11 protein-coding genes and 1 tRNA gene are annotated in these 19,017 nt (G+C 62.1%); 3 read left to right on the top strand and 9 right to left on the bottom strand.

Going from position 1 to position 19,017, the window contains the following annotated elements; all coding sequences use genetic code 11:
* Positions 1-44: 44 nt before the first annotated feature.
* The 8 genes from RGQ15_RS13785 to RGQ15_RS13750 all read right to left on the bottom strand — a co-directional run bounded on the left by RGQ15_RS13785 (position 45) and on the right by RGQ15_RS13750 (position 11,962).
* A complete protein-coding gene (locus RGQ15_RS13785) occupies positions 45-1,166 on the bottom strand; it encodes a FliM/FliN family flagellar motor switch protein (RefSeq protein WP_311160890.1) in 1,122 nt (373 codons plus the stop codon).
* Between the two features lie 57 nt (positions 1,167-1,223).
* The gene (locus RGQ15_RS13780) at positions 1,224-3,899 is read right to left on the bottom strand and encodes an ATP-binding protein (protein WP_311160889.1); all 2,676 of its coding nucleotides are present in this window, start codon (positions 3,897-3,899) and stop codon (positions 1,224-1,226) included.
* The gene (locus tag RGQ15_RS13775; protein WP_311160888.1) at positions 3,889-4,146 is read right to left on the bottom strand and encodes a hypothetical protein; all 258 of its coding nucleotides are present in this window, start codon (positions 4,144-4,146) and stop codon (positions 3,889-3,891) included. The genes RGQ15_RS13780 and RGQ15_RS13775 overlap by 11 nt, the downstream gene beginning before the upstream one ends.
* A complete protein-coding gene (locus RGQ15_RS13770) occupies positions 4,143-5,447 on the bottom strand; it encodes a short-chain fatty acyl-CoA regulator family protein (RefSeq protein WP_311160886.1) in 1,305 nt (434 codons plus the stop codon). The genes RGQ15_RS13775 and RGQ15_RS13770 overlap by 4 nt, the downstream gene beginning before the upstream one ends.
* A gap of 3 nt (positions 5,448-5,450) precedes the next feature.
* Entirely contained in the window at positions 5,451-6,125 is a 675-nt protein-coding gene (locus tag RGQ15_RS13765; protein WP_311160885.1) for a response regulator transcription factor, read from the bottom strand.
* The gene (locus RGQ15_RS13760) at positions 6,122-7,489 is read right to left on the bottom strand and encodes a LapD/MoxY N-terminal periplasmic domain-containing protein (RefSeq protein ID WP_311160883.1); all 1,368 of its coding nucleotides are present in this window, start codon (positions 7,487-7,489) and stop codon (positions 6,122-6,124) included. The genes RGQ15_RS13765 and RGQ15_RS13760 overlap by 4 nt, the downstream gene beginning before the upstream one ends.
* Before the next feature lie 89 nt (positions 7,490-7,578).
* Positions 7,579-10,704, bottom strand: coding sequence for an efflux RND transporter permease subunit (locus tag RGQ15_RS13755; RefSeq protein ID WP_311160882.1), 3,126 nt, complete (start codon positions 10,702-10,704; stop codon positions 7,579-7,581).
* 34 nt (positions 10,705-10,738) lie between these two features.
* Positions 10,739-11,962: an efflux RND transporter periplasmic adaptor subunit gene (locus tag RGQ15_RS13750; protein WP_311160881.1), complete on the bottom strand. Its 1,224-nt coding sequence runs from the start codon at positions 11,960-11,962 to the stop codon at positions 10,739-10,741.
* Positions 11,963-12,175: 213 nt separating this feature from the next.
* Between RGQ15_RS13750 and RGQ15_RS13745 the strand changes: the two genes are divergently transcribed.
* The 3 genes from RGQ15_RS13745 (at position 12,176) to RGQ15_RS13735 (ending at position 15,693) form a co-directional block, all read left to right on the top strand.
* Positions 12,176-12,249 (top strand) — tRNA-Gly (locus RGQ15_RS13745).
* A gap of 166 nt (positions 12,250-12,415) precedes the next feature.
* Positions 12,416-13,684 (top strand): DUF6538 domain-containing protein, encoded by a 1,269-nt coding sequence (locus RGQ15_RS13740; protein WP_409201323.1) that lies wholly within the window; start codon positions 12,416-12,418, stop codon positions 13,682-13,684.
* Positions 13,685-14,721: 1,037 nt separating this feature from the next.
* Positions 14,722-15,693: a Hint domain-containing protein gene (locus RGQ15_RS13735; protein ID WP_311160879.1), complete on the top strand. Its 972-nt coding sequence runs from the start codon at positions 14,722-14,724 to the stop codon at positions 15,691-15,693.
* Positions 15,694-15,710: 17 nt separating this feature from the next.
* On the opposite strand, the gene RGQ15_RS13730 is transcribed toward RGQ15_RS13735, so the two are convergent.
* On the bottom strand, positions 15,711-18,746 hold the full coding sequence (locus RGQ15_RS13730) for a tetratricopeptide repeat protein (RefSeq protein WP_311160877.1): 3,036 nt from the start codon (positions 18,744-18,746) through the stop codon (positions 15,711-15,713).
* Positions 18,747-19,017 lie beyond the last annotated feature (271 nt).

The following is a 19,017-nucleotide window of genomic DNA, read 5'->3' as shown; positions in this document are numbered from 1 at the left end:
ACCCTGTTTTGTCACCATCCGCGAAGACAATCTCTGCCGCGCGGTCAGCGCGCGGCGCGCAAATCGCCGAAGTCCTGCGCCGTCGAGGATTCGACGGGGTCGGCCCGGTCGAGATCAAGGCCAGAAGAGCGGTTTTCGGGCGCAGCCGTTTCCTGGATCAGCCGCGTGGTCGTTGACGTGGCCTCGGGAGAGGACTGCTCGTCGCAACCGGCTTGCAGCCGGATGGCGTGGAACCCGTCGATTTCTCCCAGCCTGCCGCGGGCAAGCAACTGACCTCCGGCGGTCTCGACGCGGGCGTCGTTCAGCGCGTTCGGGGGCAGCGGGATGAGCGTTCCCGACTTCATTCCCCTGAGGGCCTGCAGGCTTACCTTGCGCCTGCAGAGAATGCCGCGCAGTTGGACCGGTGCTTTCTGGACCGCTCCCGCAAGAGACGTCCGGATCGCTTGCGGTAAGGGCGGCAATGCCTGGATCTGGGCATGGTCGTTCCGCCGCGCGGAAGGCGCATCCTCGGCAAGGCGAGTCGGCAGGGCGACCAGGATCTGTCCGTCCCGCTGGCCACCGCTTCCGATGCGGAAGCTTAGCGAAAGCCGATACATCGGCCCGTCCTCCAGCATCAGGCCAAGCGGACGGGCATCGTCGAGATAGGTCGCATATCGGAATGCGGCAAAGCCGGGCATCTCTGCGCTCAGCGCGAATTCGCGCCCCAGTTCCGCGAGAAGGCCGTTCACGAATTCGGCCGAGATCGCGGCATCCGTACGGGTCGGGCGGCGTGGCTGAGCCTGTCGCGACGTGACCCGCCCAAGCGCCTGCATTTCGATCACCGAGGCGAGGAAGGCGGGACAAAGGGCCACGACGCCAAGCTGGTCGGGGCCGCCCTCGACCACGGCCAGCAGGGCCTGTTCGGGCAGAAGCTCGGCGATTTCCGAAAGGGATGTCTGACCTTCCGTGACCTTTTCGACAAAGACGGCAAGGCGATGCTGCTTTTCGGCTGCCCGGCCAAGTGCCATGGCCGCGGCCCGATCGACCGGTATTTCGAGACGATCCTGCCCCTGGGCGAGAGACAGGCCGCGCGCCCTCGCGCGTTCGGCAATCAGGCGGCGCAGGACGGCAATGCGGTTCCCGTTCCCCTCGCCGTTGGATTGCGCCGCACCTGTCTTGTCCATCATCCGCCCGAATCATCCGTTTCTCTGCCGGATGATTGCAGCCAGACCTTGCCAAAACGTTTAGCCCGAAGCCGCTTGCCTGGCGGGATCGCCATCGCCCACCTGATGCGGCCTTCTGGGCAAAAGAATGCGAAAGGCCGCGCCGCCCTGGCCGGGCAGGTAGCTGATCGAGCCGTCAAGGGCCTGCATGATCTCGCGCGAGATGGCGAGCCCGAGACCGGCCCCGCCGGCACGGGAATTGTCGTCGAGCCGCGCGAATTTCTCGAAGATCAGCGCGGCCTGTTCTGGCGGGATGCCACTGCCATTGTCGCTGATCACGATCTCGGCCGTGCCGTCCCGCATGCGCTTCGTTTCGATGCGGATCTCGGGCCGTGCGGCGGCACAGTATTTCCGGGCATTCGCAAGCACGTTGATCAGAACCTGAAGCAATCGGTCGGCATCGGTGATCACCATGAGATGCTCCGCCGGAGGATCGCGCAGGATGGTGAAATCCCGCGCCCCGCCCGAGGCGCGGGCCGAGGCCAGCGCCCGATCGATCAGATCGTGCAGGTTGACGACTGTCGGCGAGATCTTTGCCCGTCCACCTTCAAGCAAGGCAAGGTCGAGCAGGTCGTCGATCAGCCGGGTCAGGCGGCCGGCCTCGTCATGGATGATGCTGGCGAAGCGGTCGCGTTCCTGCTGCGGCAGGTCGGGTTCGCGCAAAAACTCGGAAAATGCGCGGATCGAGGTCATGGGGGTGCGCAATTCATGGCTGATCTGCGCCAGGAAGGCGTCTTTCTGCTGCGACAGGACAGTCAGCTTCTCATTCGCCTCCCGCAGCTTGCGTGCGGCGCGTTCCAGTTCTTCGGTCGCGTTTTCAAGGCGCAGGTTGTCTGCCCTTGCCCTGCTGGCCTCACCGGCCACATCCATCAGATCCGCCACTGTGATATTGCCGTGCCCGGCGACCCGGGACATCAGCGCACCGGCCGTAGCCGCGCCGACCGTGCCGGCAAGCTGGCGTTCGAAATCCGACAGGAAACGAGGGGTCAGATCCGGCAGATAGCCCGATTTCCCCTGCAGGGCCGCCGCGTTCTGGAAATCCTCAAGCGCGCGGTCGCTGCCCCAGAGCCGCCCGGCCAGCGCAAGCAGGGCCTCGGAGCCGGCATCATCCGTCGAGTTTCGCGGCGTGCTGTCGGGCGAAACTGCATGGACGAAGGAAAGCGCCTGCATTCTTTCGACCGGGTGGGGAAAATCGAACAGGGAGACAAGCGTCAGCAGAGCGACATTGACCGTCAGCGCCAGCAGAACGGTTCCGGCGAAGGGATCTATCCCGATCGAGATGACCGGATGGGGCAGCAGGCCGAGCGAGGGCAGGAAGATCATGCACAACCAGATCAGCGAGCCGGCGGAAATGCCCGCGATCGCCCCCCGCCTTGTCGCGCCGCGCCAGAACAGCCCGGCCGTCATCGCGGGCAGCACCTGCGCCATTCCCGAAAAGGCGACGATCCCCATCACGGCAAGCGCCGATGTTCCGCCCGACATCCGGTGATAGGCCCAGCCCGCGGCAAGAATGCACAGGATGGCAAGGCGGCGGGCGTTCAGCATCAGCACCCTCAGATCCTCGCGCGTGGCGCCGGGCAGGGGTTTGGCCCTGAAACCGCCATGTCTGAGCCACAGCCAGAATGGCACGAGCCAATGGTTCGCCATCATCGTCGAAAGCGCGATGGCACTGACGACGACCATGGACATGGCCGATGAAAACCCGCCGATGAAGGCGAATGCCGCAAGCTTGTCCTTGCCCTGCGACAGGGGCAGGGCAAGAACGTGCAGGTCCGGGTTCGATCCCGCCGGCAGCAACTCGTCCCCGATGACCGCGATCGGCAGGACGAGAAACGAAAGGATGAAGAGATACAGCGGAAATGCCCAGCCGGCCTGGCGCAGGCGGTCTTCGTCATGGGCCTCGACGACGAGCACCTGGAACATGCGGGGCAGCACGAGAACGGCCGCGCCCGACAGCGTGATGAGGACGATCCAGCGGTCCGGCTTGATCGTCCAGCCCGTGCCCTCGGGCTGGCTTGCCATCCGCTCGATCCGCGCGAGAATATCCGCCGGCCCATCCGCCAGCCCCCACAACACATAGGTGCCGACCGCGATGAAGGCAGCGAGCTTGACGATGGCCTCTAGCGCAATGGCCATGACGACGCCGTGATGGCGTTCATCCGCAGCCAGGTTGCGCGTGCCGAAAAGGATGGTGAAAGCGCCCAGGCCCATTGCCGTCCAGAAGGGCACGCTGCCGGGAAGGGGCTGTCCCGCCTCGGCGAAAGCGGTCAGCGCCATCGAGACCGATTGCAGTTGCAAGGCAATATACGGCGTTGCCGCCGTCACCGCGATCAGGGTGACCAGAGCGGCAAGGCTTGCCGATTTTCCGAAACGGCTGGAAATCAGATCCGCAACCGAGGTGACGCGATGCATGCGCGCGACCCGGACAAGATGGCGCACGCCCCACCATGCTCCGGCAAAGACGATGCCGGGACCAAGATAGATGGTGAGGAATTCAAGCCCCGAACGGCTCGCATAGCCCACGGCGCCATAAAAGGTCCATGCCGAGCAATAGACTGACAGAGACAGGGTATAGATGATCGGCTGGTTCATCCACTTCCAGCGTCCCGCGGCGGCCGCACGGTCTGCCGCATGTGCCAGAAGAAACATGAAGCCGACATAGAGAACCGCTGCCGCGCTAAGCGTTTCAGGTGTCATCGTCTTCCTCGGCCGGGCGGATGGGTCCGATGGCGCGATGCAGCGCGGCCGTGAGCGCGATCGTCGCAAGCCAGCCCAGCGCCAACCAGACCGTTCCCGTCGCAAAGCTGAATTTCTGGGGCAGCCAGACCGGGGGAAGCAGGACGAAGATGGCGAAAACGACGGGCATGATCCGCGTTGCGTCGATCATGCGACGGCGATGATACCCTTCGCGACCAAGGAACAGGCGGCGGGTTCGCAATTTCATGCCGGCCCCAGGATCGAGGGTTCGTGCCGGGCAGGGCATGCGTTGCGCGGACAGATCCGGCAGGCCGGGCCCACGGCGAGCGTGGCCCTGTTCTCGCCCTGAGGCGCGGGCAGGATCAGCATCTGCGCCCGGCTCAGGGGCGGCCCGTCGAAGCCCATCGGCAGAAGGCGTTCGGACACGGCCCAGGCCATGAAGCGCGCGCCATCAGGGGTTTCGATCATCCGCACGACGGGAAGTTGGGGCTGCACCAAGGCCTCGAAAAGCGGCCAAAGCGCGCATCCTTCGCCCGGGCGCGGAAGCGGAAATCCCGGCGCCGCATGACGAAACAGCGTGGCGCCAGAACCATCGCAGATGACAAGTCCCGCGCGCGCCCATTCTCCGGGACGCAGGTTGCCCAGGCGTCGCAGCACAAGCTCAAGGGGTCGCCCGATCTGCTGGGCCAGTGCCGCCGGGTCGCTGCCATGACCTGCCTCGACTGCGGCCGAAAGGTCTGCATCGGAAAGCAGCGCCCGATCCTGTTCCTGCATGGCAAGGACCGAGCGGGCGAGCGCGCGTGCCGCGTCCGAGGCAAGATGCCCGTCGGCGGGCTCTGGCTGGCCGGCCTCGACCCAGCTTTCGACCTCTTCCTGGGGCGACATCGGCACGGCCTCGTCCTCGAAGCTGTCCAGATAGGTCACGAGAGATTGTGCCGTGCGCGAAAGGCGCTGGCTGTCCGTTTCAAGATTGGCGTGAAAGCGGTCGCGCCAGTCCTGTTCCATGTCGGGTGTTTCGGCCAGGATAGATGCGGTCGATCGCACCACGGTCACCGCCGACTGGATTTCATGCAGCGTGGTCAGAAGATATGGGTCGCGGGTCATCCGGTCGGACAGGGCCACGAGACGTCGTTCAAGGGCATCAGCCCTGCGCACGGCAAAGGAAAGGGAACTCGCCCAGCCCGGAAAGCGCGCCGCGAATTCGGCTATCTGGTCAAGCTCGATCGGCAGGTTCTGGCGGTCGGCGAGGGCTGCGGCCTCTCGCAGCCCGGACATGAGCGATTCTTCCCGGTCCGAGGCAAGTTCGGCCGCGTCGATTTCAAGCGCCGCGGCAAGCCGGCCAAGCAGGGCCTCGCCGACCGGCCGGCGATTGTGTTCGATGAGGTTGAGATAGGCCGCCGAAATCTTCGCGCGCTGGGCGACCTCGATCTGCCGACATCCGAGCAAGAGCCTGCGCTCTCGGATCCGGGTGCCGATCAGGGGCCGCTTGGCCACTGTTCTGGTGGCTTGTCCGGGCCTGGTCGCGACTTCGTTCGGCAATCGGGGCATGGGTCAGACCGCGTCCCCGGTCTGCTCCAGATGTCGGATCGCCTTGACGACCAGATCGGCAAAGCTTGACGCGCCAAGCTTGTCCTTCAGCGTCTGGCTGACATTGGTGACGGTCTTGTAGCTGATCCCGACCCGCTCGGCGATCTCGCGATAGGACAGCCCTTCGGAGATGGCGCGCAGGATGTCCATTTCGCGCGGGGTGAGACGTGGCGCGGCCATGGCTCCGGGCCGTTCAAGGAGCGCGATCTTGCGGGCGAGGTCGGAGGGAACATGGTCCTTGCCCGCCGCGACTTCGATCAGGGCCTGACAGATTTCATCCGAAGGAAAGTCCTTCATGATGATCCCGTTGCAGCCGGCCTGCAATGCGCGGCGGGCAATGATCGGGCTGCGATGCATGGTGAAGACAAGGATCGGCACCTTGGCCCCCGCCGCGCGCAGCCGCTCGATCAGGCGCAGTCCGGCCAGCTTCCTTTCGCCCATCGTCAGGTCGATGACGATCACGTCAGGCGCTTCGCGCCGCCATGCGCGAAAGCCTTCGCATGGGCCCGAGGCCGCGCTGACTTCGCAATCGATCCGCCCGCGCGTGATGCGGTCCCACCCCTCGGCTACGACCGGATGGTCGTCGATGATCAGGACGCGAAGCGCCACGGGGGTTGCTTTGGCGAGGGGCATGGTCATGTGAGCAAGATCCTGAACTCGGTAATCGTGAGCCCGTCCCGACGCTGCGGGGCGGTCCATTCGGCGCCAAGCGCCAGGGCGCGGTCGCGCATTCCCGCCTGGCCCAGCCCGCGCCGGTCACGTGGTGTGGGACCGGCGCCGTCATCCGACACCCGCGCCAGAAGCGTGGCACCGTCAAGGGCAAGGTCGATCCAGAGGGCACCGGGGCCAGCATGCCGCAGGGCATTCAGCACGCTCTCGCGCACGAAGCGGAAGATCGCGATCCGTCCTGCCTCATCCGGTTCGGGCAGATCCTGATCCGACTGGAAGGCGAAGCAGATGTCGGGCGCGATGTCCTCGAACTCGATGACAAGCTCCTGGATCATCTCGGGGAGGGAGACGCCGTCAGTCGGGGTCAGGCGCAGGTCGTCGATCGCGGCGCGCGCCGATTTGCGGATGGCATCGGAATGGCGGCTGATGGCGTCTAGACTGTCAGATATTTCGGGACTCCCGCCCTGCCGTCGGGCCTGTCCCACGGCTGCGTGCAGGGCGAAAAGCTGCGGCCCCATCTCATCATGCAGATCGCTTGCGATGCGGGCACGTTCGGCCTCGGCAAGGGTCATCATCCGCGCCTGCAGACGACGGTTCTCACCCCGTTCCAGCGCGAGATGCGAGGCCAGTGCCCCGATCCCTTCGCCAAGCGAATCCAGTTCGGCCAGGCCGGAACGCGGCGCGCGCTGCTCCAGATCGCCCTCGCGCATGTGCCCCAGGACATTATGCAGGGCCTCGAGCCTGCGCGACACGAGGCTGCTCACCGCCAAGGTGGTCCCGATTGCCGCCAGGGCAGTCAGAAACAGCAGCGGCACAAGGACGCTCAGGTCGCGCCAAACCTCGGCGATCTCGTCGGCCGGATCGGTCCGGATTTCCAGCAAGCCCTCGACATTGGGATATTGGGTGATCGTGATGACGTCCTGCAACTGATCGGGGCGCAGCAGGTTCGAAAACCATTGCGGCGCAGGATGGGCGGGTGAGGGGGGCGTTGGCAGTTCAATGGTCTTGCCGCTGCGGTCCCTCAATTCGGCCGTGACGTGACGCTGGCTGCGCAGTTCGACCGCGAGCTTCACCGCCTCGGCCATCATGTCCTTGCGATCGAAGGCTGTCGGCAGGCGCAGCGTCGCCGCGGCCGTCGCCATCTGGAATGCGGATTGCGTTTCGTTTCGAACCGAGTCGCGCGCGTTCCACAGCACCACCGCAAGGATGATGACGAACACCGCGCTCCATGCGATGGCAGAACCGCCAAGCGCGATGGTGCTCAGTGACATGTTTCGCGGCGGCAAGGCCTGCCTGGCCTTGCGCATCGCGCCGATCTGGCCCGTCGCGTCCATTCTCCTCCTCTGCCGGTTCCGGCAGTTCCCCTAGGCAGAGACTAGGCTTCGGACTGGTTTCCGGCAAGCTTTGCCTTTTTTCAGGGGCATCACTGCGTCGAAGGGGCGGCCTCGAGCTTCGGCTTGCGGCCGAGAAGACGGCTGACCAGCACGAAGAACAGCGGCACGAAGAGAATGCCCAGGATCGTGCCCGAGATCGTTCCGCCCAGAACCGTCGTGCCGATGGTGTTCCGGCCATTGGCCCCGGCGCCGGTGGACAGGACCAGCGGCAGCACCCCCAGCGAGAACGCGACCGACGTCATCATGATCGGACGGAATCTCTGGCGCGCGGCTTCAAGCACGGCCTCGTAAAGCGGCTTGCCGCTGAGTTCGACCTGCTCGCGGGCGAATTCGACGATCAGGATCGCGTTCTTGCCCGTCAGGCCGATCACGGTCAGCAGCCCGACCTGGAAGAAGACCCCATTGTCGAACCCTCCCAGCCATGCGCCCAGCAGGGCGCCCAACACGCCGATCGGCATGGCAAGCATCACCGCGAAGGGGATCGACCAGCTTTCGTAAAGCGCCGCGAGGCAAAGGAACACGACCGCAAGAGACAGCGTGTAAAGCAGCGTGGTCTGGCTGCCTGCTTCTTGCTCTTCCAGCGAAAGGCCGGTCCAGGACACGGCGAATCCCTGGGGCAGGCTCTGGCCTATTTCCTCGATCGCCGCCATGCCGCCGCCACTGGAAATCCCCGGCGCGGGTGAGCCCTGGATCTGCATGGCGGGCACGCCGTTGTAGCGGCTGAGGCCCTGCGGCCCGTAGCTCCAGTTCCCCTCGGCAAAGTTCGAGAAGGGCACAAGCCCGCCCGAGCTGTTCCTGATCCGCCATTTCTCGATATCGGTGGGCGCGGCACGTGAATCCGACTCGCCCTGGATATAGACCCGCTTGATCCGGCCGCGGTCGATGAAGTCGTTGACGTAGCTGCCGGCCCAGGCAACGGACAGCATGCTTCCCACATCGGTCGCCGAAACCCCCATCGCGCCCGCCTTGCGCCAGTCGATGTCCAGGTTGTATTGCGCCGCGTCCTCAAGCCCATTCGGTCGCGCCGAGGCGATCCTGGGGTCCTGCGCGGCCATGCCCAGGATCTGGTTCCGGGCCGCCAGAAGCTGTTCATGCGATTGCCCGCTGCGGGCCTGCAGGTAGAAGTCGAACCCCGAGACGTTCCCCAGTTCGATGACCGATGGCGGCACGATCGGGAAGACCATGGCATCGCGGATCTGGCTCAGCGCGGGGAATGCCCGGCCGGCGATGGCCTGAACGGATTGGTCGGGACGCGGGCGATCCTTCCAGTCCTTCAGCCGGATGAAAGCGATGCCCATGTTCTGGCCTGCGCCGGCAAAGCTGAATCCCGAAACTCCGAACATCGAATCGACATTCTCGCTTTCGGTGTCCAGGAAATAGTCTTGGATCTGGTCGATCACCGCCTCGGTGCGCTCGGTCGTCGCGCCGGTCGGTCCCTGGACCAGCGCGAACATGATCCCCTGATCCTCGTCCGGCAGGAACCCCGTGGGCGTGCGCAGGAACAGGAAAGCCACCCCTGCGCCGATCGCGAGATAGACGATGAGCATCCTGACCGGGCGCCGGATGATCCAGTTCACCCAGGCGCCATAGCCGTGCATGGTGCGGTCGAAGCCACGGTTGAAAAGCCCGAACAGGCCGCGCGTCTTGTGGCCGTGTTCATTGCGCAGAAGTGTCGCGCACAGCGCCGGTGTCAATGTCAGCGCGACGACGACCGAAAGCCCCATCGCCGAGGCAATGGTGATGGCGAACTGCTTGTAGATGATCCCGGTCGAGCCGCCGAAGAAGGCCATGGGCACGAAAACGGCGGAAAGGACCAGCGCGATCCCGACCAAAGCGCCGGTAATCTGGCCCATGGATTTCCGCGTCGCCTCGCGGGGCTCCAGGCCTTCCTCCTCCATGATCCGCTCGACGTTCTCGACCACGACGATGGCATCGTCCACCAAGAGGCCGATCGCCAGAACCATCGCAAGCATGGTGAGCGTGTTGATGGTAAAACCCAGTGCCGCGAGGATGCCGAACGTGCCAAGGATGACAACCGGCACGGCGAGCGTCGGGATCAGTGTCGCACGCCAGTTCTGCAGGAACAGGAGCATCACGAAGAAGACCAGAACGATGGCTTCAACCAACGTCTTGACCACTTCCTCGATCGAGATCAGCACGAAGGGGGTGGTGTCGAAGGGAATGACGTAGCTGACCCCTTCGGGGAAGAAGCGGGCGAATTCCTCCATCCGTTCCTTTACGCGGTCGGCCGTGTCGAGCGCATTCGCGCCGGAGGCAAGGCTGATCGCGATACCCGCCGAGGGCTTGCGGTTATAGCGCGCGTTGGTCGCATAGCTTTCCGCGCCGATCTCGACACGCGCCACATCCTTGAGAAGGATCAGGCCGCCATCGGCTTCGGCGCGCAGGACGATCTGCTCGAAATCCTCGGGTGTGGACAGCAGCGATTGCGCCGTGACGGTGGCATTGAGCATCTGCCCCTTGGGTGCGGGCTGCGTGCCGAAGGCGCCTGCCGAAATCTGCGCGTTCTGCGCCGAAACCGCAGTCACGACATCGCCCGGGGTCAATTCGAAAGCTGCGAGCTTCGAGGGATCGAGCCAGATCCGCATCGCATATTGCGCACCGAAGACCTGAACCGAGCCCACGCCCTCGACCCGGCTCAGATCGTTCACGAGGTTCGAGATCAGGTAGTCGGAAAGATCGACCTGCTCGAGCCGGCCGTCATCCGAGATAAGGCCCACGACCATCAGGAAGCCCGAGGCCGACTTTTCGACCGTGACCCCCTGGCGCTGCACCACCTCGGGCAGAAGCGATGTGGCCTGGGACAGCTTGTTCTGCACCTGAACCTGGGCAATGTCGGCATCGGTGCCGGTCTCGAAGGTCAGGGTCGTCGTCGAACTGCCGGCGGAACTGGAGCTGGACGAGAAATAGCGCAGACCGTCAAGCCCGGTCATCTGCTGTTCGATGACCTGGGTCACGGTATTGGCGACGGTTTCCGCCGATGCGCCGGGATAGGTCGCCCGGATCTCGACCGTCGGGGGCGCGATCTGGGGATATTGGGCGACGGGCAGGGTATAAACCGCCAGAACGCCCAGGCCCATGATGAGAATCGAGATCACCCAGGCGAAGACGGGGCGGTCAATGAAAAAGCGCGCCATGTCAGGCTCCTGTGTGAATTGTCTCGGGACGGCGTCAGCCGCCGGAAGCGTCCTGCGCCCCGGTTTCCGCGGGGGCTTGCTCGGTCGTTTCGGCCGGGGCGGCCGCATCGGCTGTTTCGGCGTTCTCGGGCTGTCGTTCCTCGGCATTGACCTGCATGCCCGTCGCGATGCGCTGCAGCCCCTCGACAACCAGGCGATCGCCCTCGACAAGGCCTTCGCTCACGACCCAGGCGTTGCCGAGGTCCTGCAGAATGCTCAGCGATCGCTGTTCGACGACCCCTTCGGGATTGACGACAAGGGCGATCGGCTCTCCCCGGCGGTCACGGCTGACACCTTCCTGCGGGGCAAGAACCACGCCGCGCGCGATCGCCTGCTGCACAACCGCCTGGACATACATGCCCGGAAGAAGCAAGCGATCTGGATTGGCAAAGGCAAGCCTCAGCGTCACCACGCCCGTGGTTTCGTTCACATATGGCTCGGCTGCGGTCAGCGTGCCGTTGACGCCATATTCCGTGCCATCGGCAAGCCTCAGCGTAACCTTGCGATCCAGCGCCGTCTGGGGTTCCAGTTTCATCTGGCGGCGCCAGCGGATGATCTCGGCGGCGGATTGGGTCACGTCGACATGGACAGGGTCAAGCGTGCGGATCACGGCAAGTGGCGTCGCCTGGCTTGCGGTTACAAGGGCGCCCTGGCTGGTCTGGGCAAGGCCGATCTCGCCATCCAGCTCGGCCCGAATTGTGGTGCGGTCAAGCTCGATCCGCGCCGTCTGCAACTGCGCCTCGGCGACCTTCACGGCGGCGCGCGCCGCATCGCGGGCGGCGATTGCGCTTTCCGTCGTGCTTTCGCTCGCGACACGCCGATCGCGCAATGCCCCGACGCGCTCGGCTTCGCGGTCGGCATTGTCGGCCTGCGCTACCGCCTGGGCAACGGCAGCTTCGGCCTGCGCCACGGCAGCCTCATAGGTGGTCTTGTCGATCCGGAACAGCGGATCACCCACCTTGACCGTCCGGCCTTCCTCGAACAGGCGCTCGGTCACGATGCCATTGACCTGTGGCCGGACCTGGGCCTCGGCCGAGGCAGTGACGCGGCCGGGCAGGGTGGTCGTCAAGGGCACGTCCTGGGCCTGAAGTGTCACGACGGTGACCGTGGGCGGGGGCATTCCCCCGCCGGGCGCCTGTGCCCAGGAAGGATGCGGAACCAGTCCTGCTGCAAGCGGCAAGGCAATGGCAATGGCAATGCGGCGCGAGAGCGCTGACATGAAGATGCTCCGGGCATATGCTGACTCAGGGATATAACGACGGGTTTGCCGGGGATGATCAATCCCCAATATGACACAAGGCGTTGCGCGGTGCATCCGTGCGCGGCAGCAACGCGATAGAGGCTTCGATAACCCGCGCCGGATGCGCGGTTGCCTCTCTCCCGAAGATTGGGCTTGAAGTGGTCGCCTGCGCAATGTTATCGGATCGTCTGCGCGGGTATGGTGAAATGGTATCACACGAGCTTCCCAAGCTCTTGGCGCGGGTTCGATTCCCGCTACCCGCTCCAAATCCTAATCCTGAAAATTTGCAGATTACGAAGTGTTTTCAGCGCATTAGCTGGAATTCCTAATGTGAAAATTTGGAGTGGAGCGGAAAATTGTACAACAATTTGCGCATCTTTTTGTGCATCAGATGGCTTGTGGCGAGGGCGCAGATCGGCCATTTTCGGCCCTATGTCTCTCATCATTCGTGGCACTACCTATTACCTGAAGCGGCGTGTACCTGCCCGATATCGTGCAATCGATTCTCGCGACTGGTTCGTCGTGTCTCTCAAGACAGATTCACGCGCGGAAGCCGAGGCGAAGGTACCGGCGGTGTGGGATCTGCAGAAGCTGGGCTGGGAGGCGCGCCTCAAGGGCCAATCCGAAGACGCAATGGCGCGTTTCGATGCCGCGCGCGACCTCGCCCAGGCACATGGCTTCCGGTTCGCTTCTGCTCCCCAGGTGGCACGCCAGCCGCTGGGAGAAATCGTCGATCGCATGAAGGCTGTTCGAAGCCGGGAAGGCCAGATCAAACCCAGAGATGCAGAAGCCGTATTGGGCCTCGTCGCGGCGCCGCGCCTTACTGTAACTGGCGCGCTTGCCGAATTCTGGCGACTTTCCGAGGAGCGGGTACATGGCAAGGATGCCAACCAGCTCCGGATCTGGAAGAACCAGCGCAAGCGCGCGATCGGTAATTTCGTCGAGATCATCGGCGACCTGGCGCTCGAAGATATCACCCGCGATCACATGCTCGACTTTCGGCAATGGTGGTGGGAGCGTATCCGGGACGAGGCGATGACCGCCAATAGTGCCAACAAGGACATCTCCGCATTGGTGAATATCCTGCGGACCGTCAACGAGATGAAGCGGCTGCATATCGATCTACCGGTCGAGAAGCTGGCTTTTACGGAAGGCGAACAGAATACGCGTCTGCCCTTTTCCGATGCCTGGATCCGCGATCGCCTTCTCGAGCCCGGCGCTTTGGATGGGATGAACGACCAGGCGCGCGCCATATTGCTGATCATGATCAATACCGGCTGTCGTCCTGCCGAGATCGCCGGACTTCTGCCCCACCACATCCAGCTGGGTCATGAGTGGCCACATATTTCGATCGAGCCGGAAGGCCGTCATCTCAAGACGATCCATTCGCGGCGCAAGATCCCGCTTCTCGGTGTCAGCCTTGAAGCTATGAAGCAACATCCCGAGGGGTTCCCACGCTATCGGGCGAGCGGAAACCTTAGCGGCGCCGTGAACAAGTTCCTGCGTGAGAATGGCCTGATGGAAACAGCTGAGCATTCGATGTATGGGCTTCGCCACAGCTTCGAGGATCGGCTTTTGGCGGCCGGCGTGGATGAGCGGATCAGGGCGGATCTGATGGGGCACAAGCTCATGCGCGAACGTTACGGTGCGGGCGCGCCTCTCGCTACGTCGACAGCTATTATTCAGCAGGTTGCATTTTGAGGTGCGAGCCCAGACCGCCGCACCCTGCAAATATGTTCTGAGAAAAAGAGAGGCCCGCATTATCAGGGATAGGCCTCTCGGCCTCTGCTCGTCTTTCGAGCAACTGGTGGCTGTGCTTGCGTCGGCTGCTGCGGAACTAGGCCGCTGTCAATGGCTGTGCTTTTCTCGATTGGCGGCCCCGCGCGCAGATCGGAGACAATCAGGCTCATGGGTTTACAAAGCGAATGCGTGCTGCGTGTTCCGAGGTCTTCTCATGTCGGTTCCCGCAACCAGAATGAAACCGTCAAACATGAGAAAAGCCTCGCCCAATAAAGCGAGGCTTCTCCCGATCATGTCCACCTTAATAACTTTCGAGAGCGTTTCGGATATATTGTACGCCGCTCCAATTCAAATTTCTGATCAAGAGCATAACGAGAGGTCGCTTGGACGTCACCTCTCGATACATAAAATGGGAAACCTCACCTATGGCGGATGAAGTTTCCCGACTCTCTCGTTTTTCCCTCTTCAGGTGCATGTTTGCTCGGGGCACAGCTTTAGTCAATGCTGTAGTTCTGGAATGGGCAGATCTGTGCCAAAACAATGGCGCGCTGAATACATCAGGCACTAAGCAATAAAGAAGTCTCGTCCACCTGGGCGGACGAGACTTCCGCGCCTGCCAGCGCATATCCGAGGAAGACGATCGGACAGATCTAACCACGGATTGTGAAAGCTTGGGCACGCGCCTCCTCGCAGTCAACAGGGACTTTGGTTGATGCTAGGAGAAAAAAAAATTGCGTCCGAACCCGCATAATTCGCTCTTCGGTGGCTGATCGAGCTTAAATGTCCCGCAGCCCTTGGTCGGCCTAGCGAGATCCAACCATGCAACTGGTAAAAATGCCTGGAAGTGCAGTGTGAGCTTGACAAAATTTCCATTCGATCGCCTGATCGTGATGATGCGCGTTATCAGGTCAGGTTGGCTGTAGTATCACTTAGGCGACCATGCCGACGCAATTCCAGTACAGACAAAACATTTGCCAGTATCTGAAGGAACCCTCTCCATGCCTGCTAGTTACGACATCGGCTCCGCTTCTCTTTATCAAGTGGATAACAGCACAGACCCCGCGACGTACACGCTCATTGAGGGTGACACATCAGGAGTACAGGGCTCGGTCATTGCCGAAAGCCCTCTGGTTTATGATACCACGTTGACGACAACCGATGGCGGGTCGCTCGACAATAGCGATTTCGAAGTTGGCGAAAATGCGAGCAGTCCCGCGGGATTGGCCGGTATCTACCAAGGCGTCACCACCATCGACGGAAATGATTACCTGATCTTTACCAATACCTCGGGAAACGGCACGGTCTATGTCGTCTCCGCCTCATCGGACACGTCGAGCTATCCAGGCGATTTCACGGCCGATGACATCAACACCGATCCCTATCCGGAATGCTTTGCCGCAGGAACGTTGATCGCTACCCCAACCGGTGAGGTGAAGGTTGAAGACCTGACCATCGGAGATCTCGTCAAGACAGCCGAAGGTCGCAGCGTCGAAGTCAAGTGGATCGGACGTCAGACGCTGAGCAAGGTATTCACACCAGCAGAGCGCTTCGTTCCGGTGCGCGTCAAGGCTGGGGCGCTTGGAAAAGGGGTGCCACATAGCGACCTCGTCTTGACCGCAGAGCATGCCCTTGTCATCGGCGACCTGGCGATCAATGCCGGGGCGCTCGTGAACGGCAGCAGCATCGTATTCGAGCCATTCGGTGCGCTGCCGGAACGCGTAACCTACTATCATGTCGAAACCGAGCTGCACGATGTGATCCTGGCAAATGGTGCCGCGGCCGAAACCTTTGTCGACTATGTTGGCCGACGCGCCTTCGATAACTATCACGAATATGAAGCCATCTATGGCCAAGAGCGCGTCATCTCTGAGATGCAGCTCCCTCGGATTTCCGCCCGTCGATTGGTTCCTGCGGCAATTCGCGAAGGATTGGCTAGCCCCAGCGAGATCGGTGACCAGATCGCGGTCTGATCCTCCCAGTATCGCGATCACCGAGGGGAAGCGGGCTCACCGCTTCCCTTTATTATTTTGGTCGGGTCTGTCTTGGGGTCATGATCCGAGGTGGCTTTTGAACCGTTCGCAAAATCAGAGAGAATTTTTATGATGGAATCTGGAGCCCTGCCTTCGCGATTGTTCCAATAGGCAGGCGTTGCCTTATAGGGCAGGGTCATATGGATCTGAACGACTTGCGACAGATCCTGCTCGGAAATGAGCGTCAGGTCTTCGTCCGGTTCGGTTGATACGTGTAGCGCAGTCGCCCTTGTCATTAGCCCAGGGCCAAGCTTCGACCAGGTGAGGTCGTTCTCTCGGGCCAATAATGAGTCTCGAGCCATTTCCGCTGCGCGTCGAAACAAAGCATGGCCAGGGCGCGCGGCCAGGAAGTTATTTCCGATCGCGCCAAAGCACTCCCGATAAAGTACAACGCCAGCTCCTCGGCAGCGAAGCTGGTCGACGTCGCCGAGAAGTAGATCATCGGCGTCTGCATAAATACCACCATCGGCAAACAGGAGACACAGGCGGAGAAAGTCACATTGCTCTGCCGGGCTGTGCGTCAGTTTGAATGCCCGGACGTAGGAGGGCTCGAAACGTTCGTTCAAAAACGCAATTGCGGTTTGCCGAGAGTATCGTTGGTAACTGTAACCGGGGACCTTTTGCCAGCTCTGCATCAGGCCGGCGATCACCGGAGGGATTTCGTTCTGATCCCAGTACTGCACAATGCGGCGGGGGATCTCGCTCTCATTTCGCAATCGGGAAGGGCTTTTCACAGAGGCTTGCCATGCGTCGATGGAGCGCTTCGCCGGAAAGTAAAAGCCGCGCTTTAGATCTTCTGCAATTTTGTCGGGGCAAGCGACCACAGAGGGCAGGTCGGATCCGATCAGCTGCAACTCGTTCAAGAACGCGCCCAGATGGCTCACTCGGAAGCGTGCCTTGGTTCGCTCACTTCGACTGCTTTCCGCTGCGACGGCATCGACCAAGGCAGCTGCGCCCTTAGCATCGCCCATTGCCAGCCTGATCATCATCTGGCCCTGGCTGCCGAGCGGCTTGCGCTGCCCCGGATCCATTTGATCGACGATTTGCAGGACGTCTTCGAGACGGCCAAGAGCTATCAGGGATCTAATTCGAAGACGTTTGGTTTCGGCGCCATTGCTTATAGGCATTGATTCGAGCTCGTCCAACGCGGCCTGAGCGGCGCCAAAGCGGTTCATTGCTGCGTTTTGCAGCTTGAGGATTGGCAGCGAGGCAGGCCACCGACGTCTGCAATGGCGTAGATAGCGCAGGCAGAGTTCTCGTTGGCCGGCCTTTGCCAAGAGATCACCTAGCGCTTCCGCTTGGATGGGATTCCGCCGCGCGATCCGAGTTGCTCGCAGTCGAGTGAGTGCGCCTTCGGGGCCGTAAATCGTCAGATCACTTCTGAGTCGGAATAGGTCCTGTTGCCCAAGCGGAAGTTTGATTTGCAGCTGATCCCGGAGCTTCAGCGCAAGTCGTTCATTCCCTGTCGCCTGTCCCATCCGCAATATATTGAGTGCCATTCCCGGCGACAGGACGTCCCGCGCGAGCGATGCTTGCAAGGTGGAGCTGAGGACCGGCATAGCGCCTGTCTTCTGGGCGAGGCCCGAAAGTGACATGAGTTGCGGCATGGACCAGTGCTCATCTGGGCTGCCGATCCCCTCCAAAATTTGCCGCGCTTGATTGGTGCGTCCATGTTTGAGGCAGAGCTGCAAGTATTTCAGGATTGGACCCGGACGCTCTGTCGCTATTGCGCCGCTTGGTGCCGGCGGCTCTCCTGCAGAATTGTTGAGGTCTGCCGCCGGGCTCAGGGCGCCTTCCATCATCTTCAATGCTGCAGCGCTGTCGCCTTCCTGATCTGCAATTTCGGCCAGTCCGAGGCGAGCGTCACTATCTCCTGGATCAATGGTGAGCAATTCGAGCAAAATCTGCTTGGCTTCGCTTCTTCTCCCAACCGCGAGCAAGGTGGATGCAAGCTGACGACGCAGCTGAGGTCGGGACGTTGCTTTAGCTTTGAGCGCTTCAAGGATGCTCAACGCCTCATCTGCACGTCCTGCCTGCAGAAGCACATGCGCTCTGCGCCCGAGAAAACGCGGGTCACCTGGATGATCGACGAGTGCTGCGTCGCAACGCTCGAGCGCCTCGTTTATATCTCCGGCCGAAAGTGCATTGCGGATCCGGCTCAGGTGGGCTCGTGGGTCGCCCGGAGCCTCATTAAGCACTTCCACGTACATGACATCCGCTTGGATTTCCTGCCCGGCTGCCAAGCGTGCCTCTGCAAGTGCAAATTTGGCGCCCGCATCGAGATCCGGATTTGTTCGGTAGGCTTCCTCGAGCTGTCCGAGCGCAGTCTCATGCTGCCCACGACGGGAAAGCGCTTTGGCGCGCGTTGTAAGTATTCCCGGATGGTCGGGCCGAACTTCCAGCCCTCGCGCGCAGAATTTTAGAGCGCCCTCGAGATCGCCTGTTCTCAGGGCAACATGGGCGCGCAGGGCGAGGCCATGAATATGGGCTGGGTATTTCGAGAGCAGTTCGTCCAGCAGGGAGGCTGCTTCTTCTGGTTTGCTCTGGTGAAGGTGTTTGCGTGCGAGGTCCAGAATGCGTTTCGGCGATAGACTGGTTGATGCGGCGGGTTGCGATTGGAGGGTCCCTAATCGTTTGGCGGAGTTTAGACGAATCCGCTCGAGCACCGGGTCTTGAGGCAGAATCAATAGACCCGCCTCAGCGGATGCCAGAGCTTCGTTGATCTTCCCGGCCGCGAGACGGCAGGCAGCGTTTTGGCGCAACGCCTTCACATTGTCGGGCTTTGTGAGCAGCACGGCCTCGTAGAGCGCCTGCGCAAGTTCGTAGCTACCCTCAGCCCGGCTGGCGTCCGCCAGCTCGAAACGGCGAGTATTGTCACGTGGCTTGATTTCGTGAGGGGGGAGAAGTGCAAGTGCAGCTTGCCGCATGGTGTCGGCTTTGGCCTGGGCATCCCGCGAGGGAATGTGATCTTCAAATCGATCGTTCAAGTTCATCCATCCGCCGTCGAGAGAACTAAAATATACGCCCCGCTGAGCAAGAAAATTCCTGCGAGACGCATTCCGAGTATGGCGGATGAAAGTTGAGGTTCAAGCGCGGGGTTAGGTCCGGATCGCCCGCCTGCCGTTCAGCGAACGGCCTTATGTGCAGACAGCATTGCTCTTGCGGCTGCGATCGGATCGTTGGCCAGCATCGCCTCCGCGGCCCTTAGCTCATTGTCGAGACGTTCGAAGATCGGAAGCGCGGCCGGTTTTGTCAGGACGAGCC

Source organism: Paracoccus sp. MBLB3053 (assembly GCF_031822435.1).
In the GTDB taxonomy this organism is placed as follows: domain Bacteria; phylum Pseudomonadota; class Alphaproteobacteria; order Rhodobacterales; family Rhodobacteraceae; genus Paracoccus; species Paracoccus aurantius.
The sequence above is the reverse complement of the archived record's forward strand: the minus strand, read 5'-3'. Positions and strand labels throughout refer to the sequence as shown.

Bases quoted from the DNA above. Each gene is read 5' to 3' on its own strand.
- RGQ15_RS13740 (WP_409201323.1), top strand. From the start codon at position 12,416: ATGTCTCTCATCATTCGTGGCACTACCTATTACCTGAAGCGGCGTGTA.
- RGQ15_RS13735 (WP_311160879.1), top strand. From the start codon at position 14,722: ATGCCTGCTAGTTACGACATCGGCTCCGCTTCTCTTTATCAAGTGGAT.
- RGQ15_RS13750 (WP_311160881.1), bottom strand. From the start codon at position 11,962: ATGTCAGCGCTCTCGCGCCGCATTGCCATTGCCATTGCCTTGCCGCTT.
- RGQ15_RS13770 (WP_311160886.1), bottom strand. From the start codon at position 5,447: ATGCCCCGATTGCCGAACGAAGTCGCGACCAGGCCCGGACAAGCCACC.
- RGQ15_RS13775 (WP_311160888.1), bottom strand. From the start codon at position 4,146: ATGAAATTGCGAACCCGCCGCCTGTTCCTTGGTCGCGAAGGGTATCAT.
- RGQ15_RS13765 (WP_311160885.1), bottom strand. From the start codon at position 6,125: ATGACCATGCCCCTCGCCAAAGCAACCCCCGTGGCGCTTCGCGTCCTG.
- RGQ15_RS13755 (WP_311160882.1), bottom strand. From the start codon at position 10,704: ATGGCGCGCTTTTTCATTGACCGCCCCGTCTTCGCCTGGGTGATCTCG.
- RGQ15_RS13780 (WP_311160889.1), bottom strand. From the start codon at position 3,899: ATGACACCTGAAACGCTTAGCGCGGCAGCGGTTCTCTATGTCGGCTTC.
- RGQ15_RS13730 (WP_311160877.1), bottom strand. From the start codon at position 18,746: ATGAACTTGAACGATCGATTTGAAGATCACATTCCCTCGCGGGATGCC.
- RGQ15_RS13785 (WP_311160890.1), bottom strand. From the start codon at position 1,166: ATGATGGACAAGACAGGTGCGGCGCAATCCAACGGCGAGGGGAACGGG.
- RGQ15_RS13760 (WP_311160883.1), bottom strand. From the start codon at position 7,489: ATGGACGCGACGGGCCAGATCGGCGCGATGCGCAAGGCCAGGCAGGCC.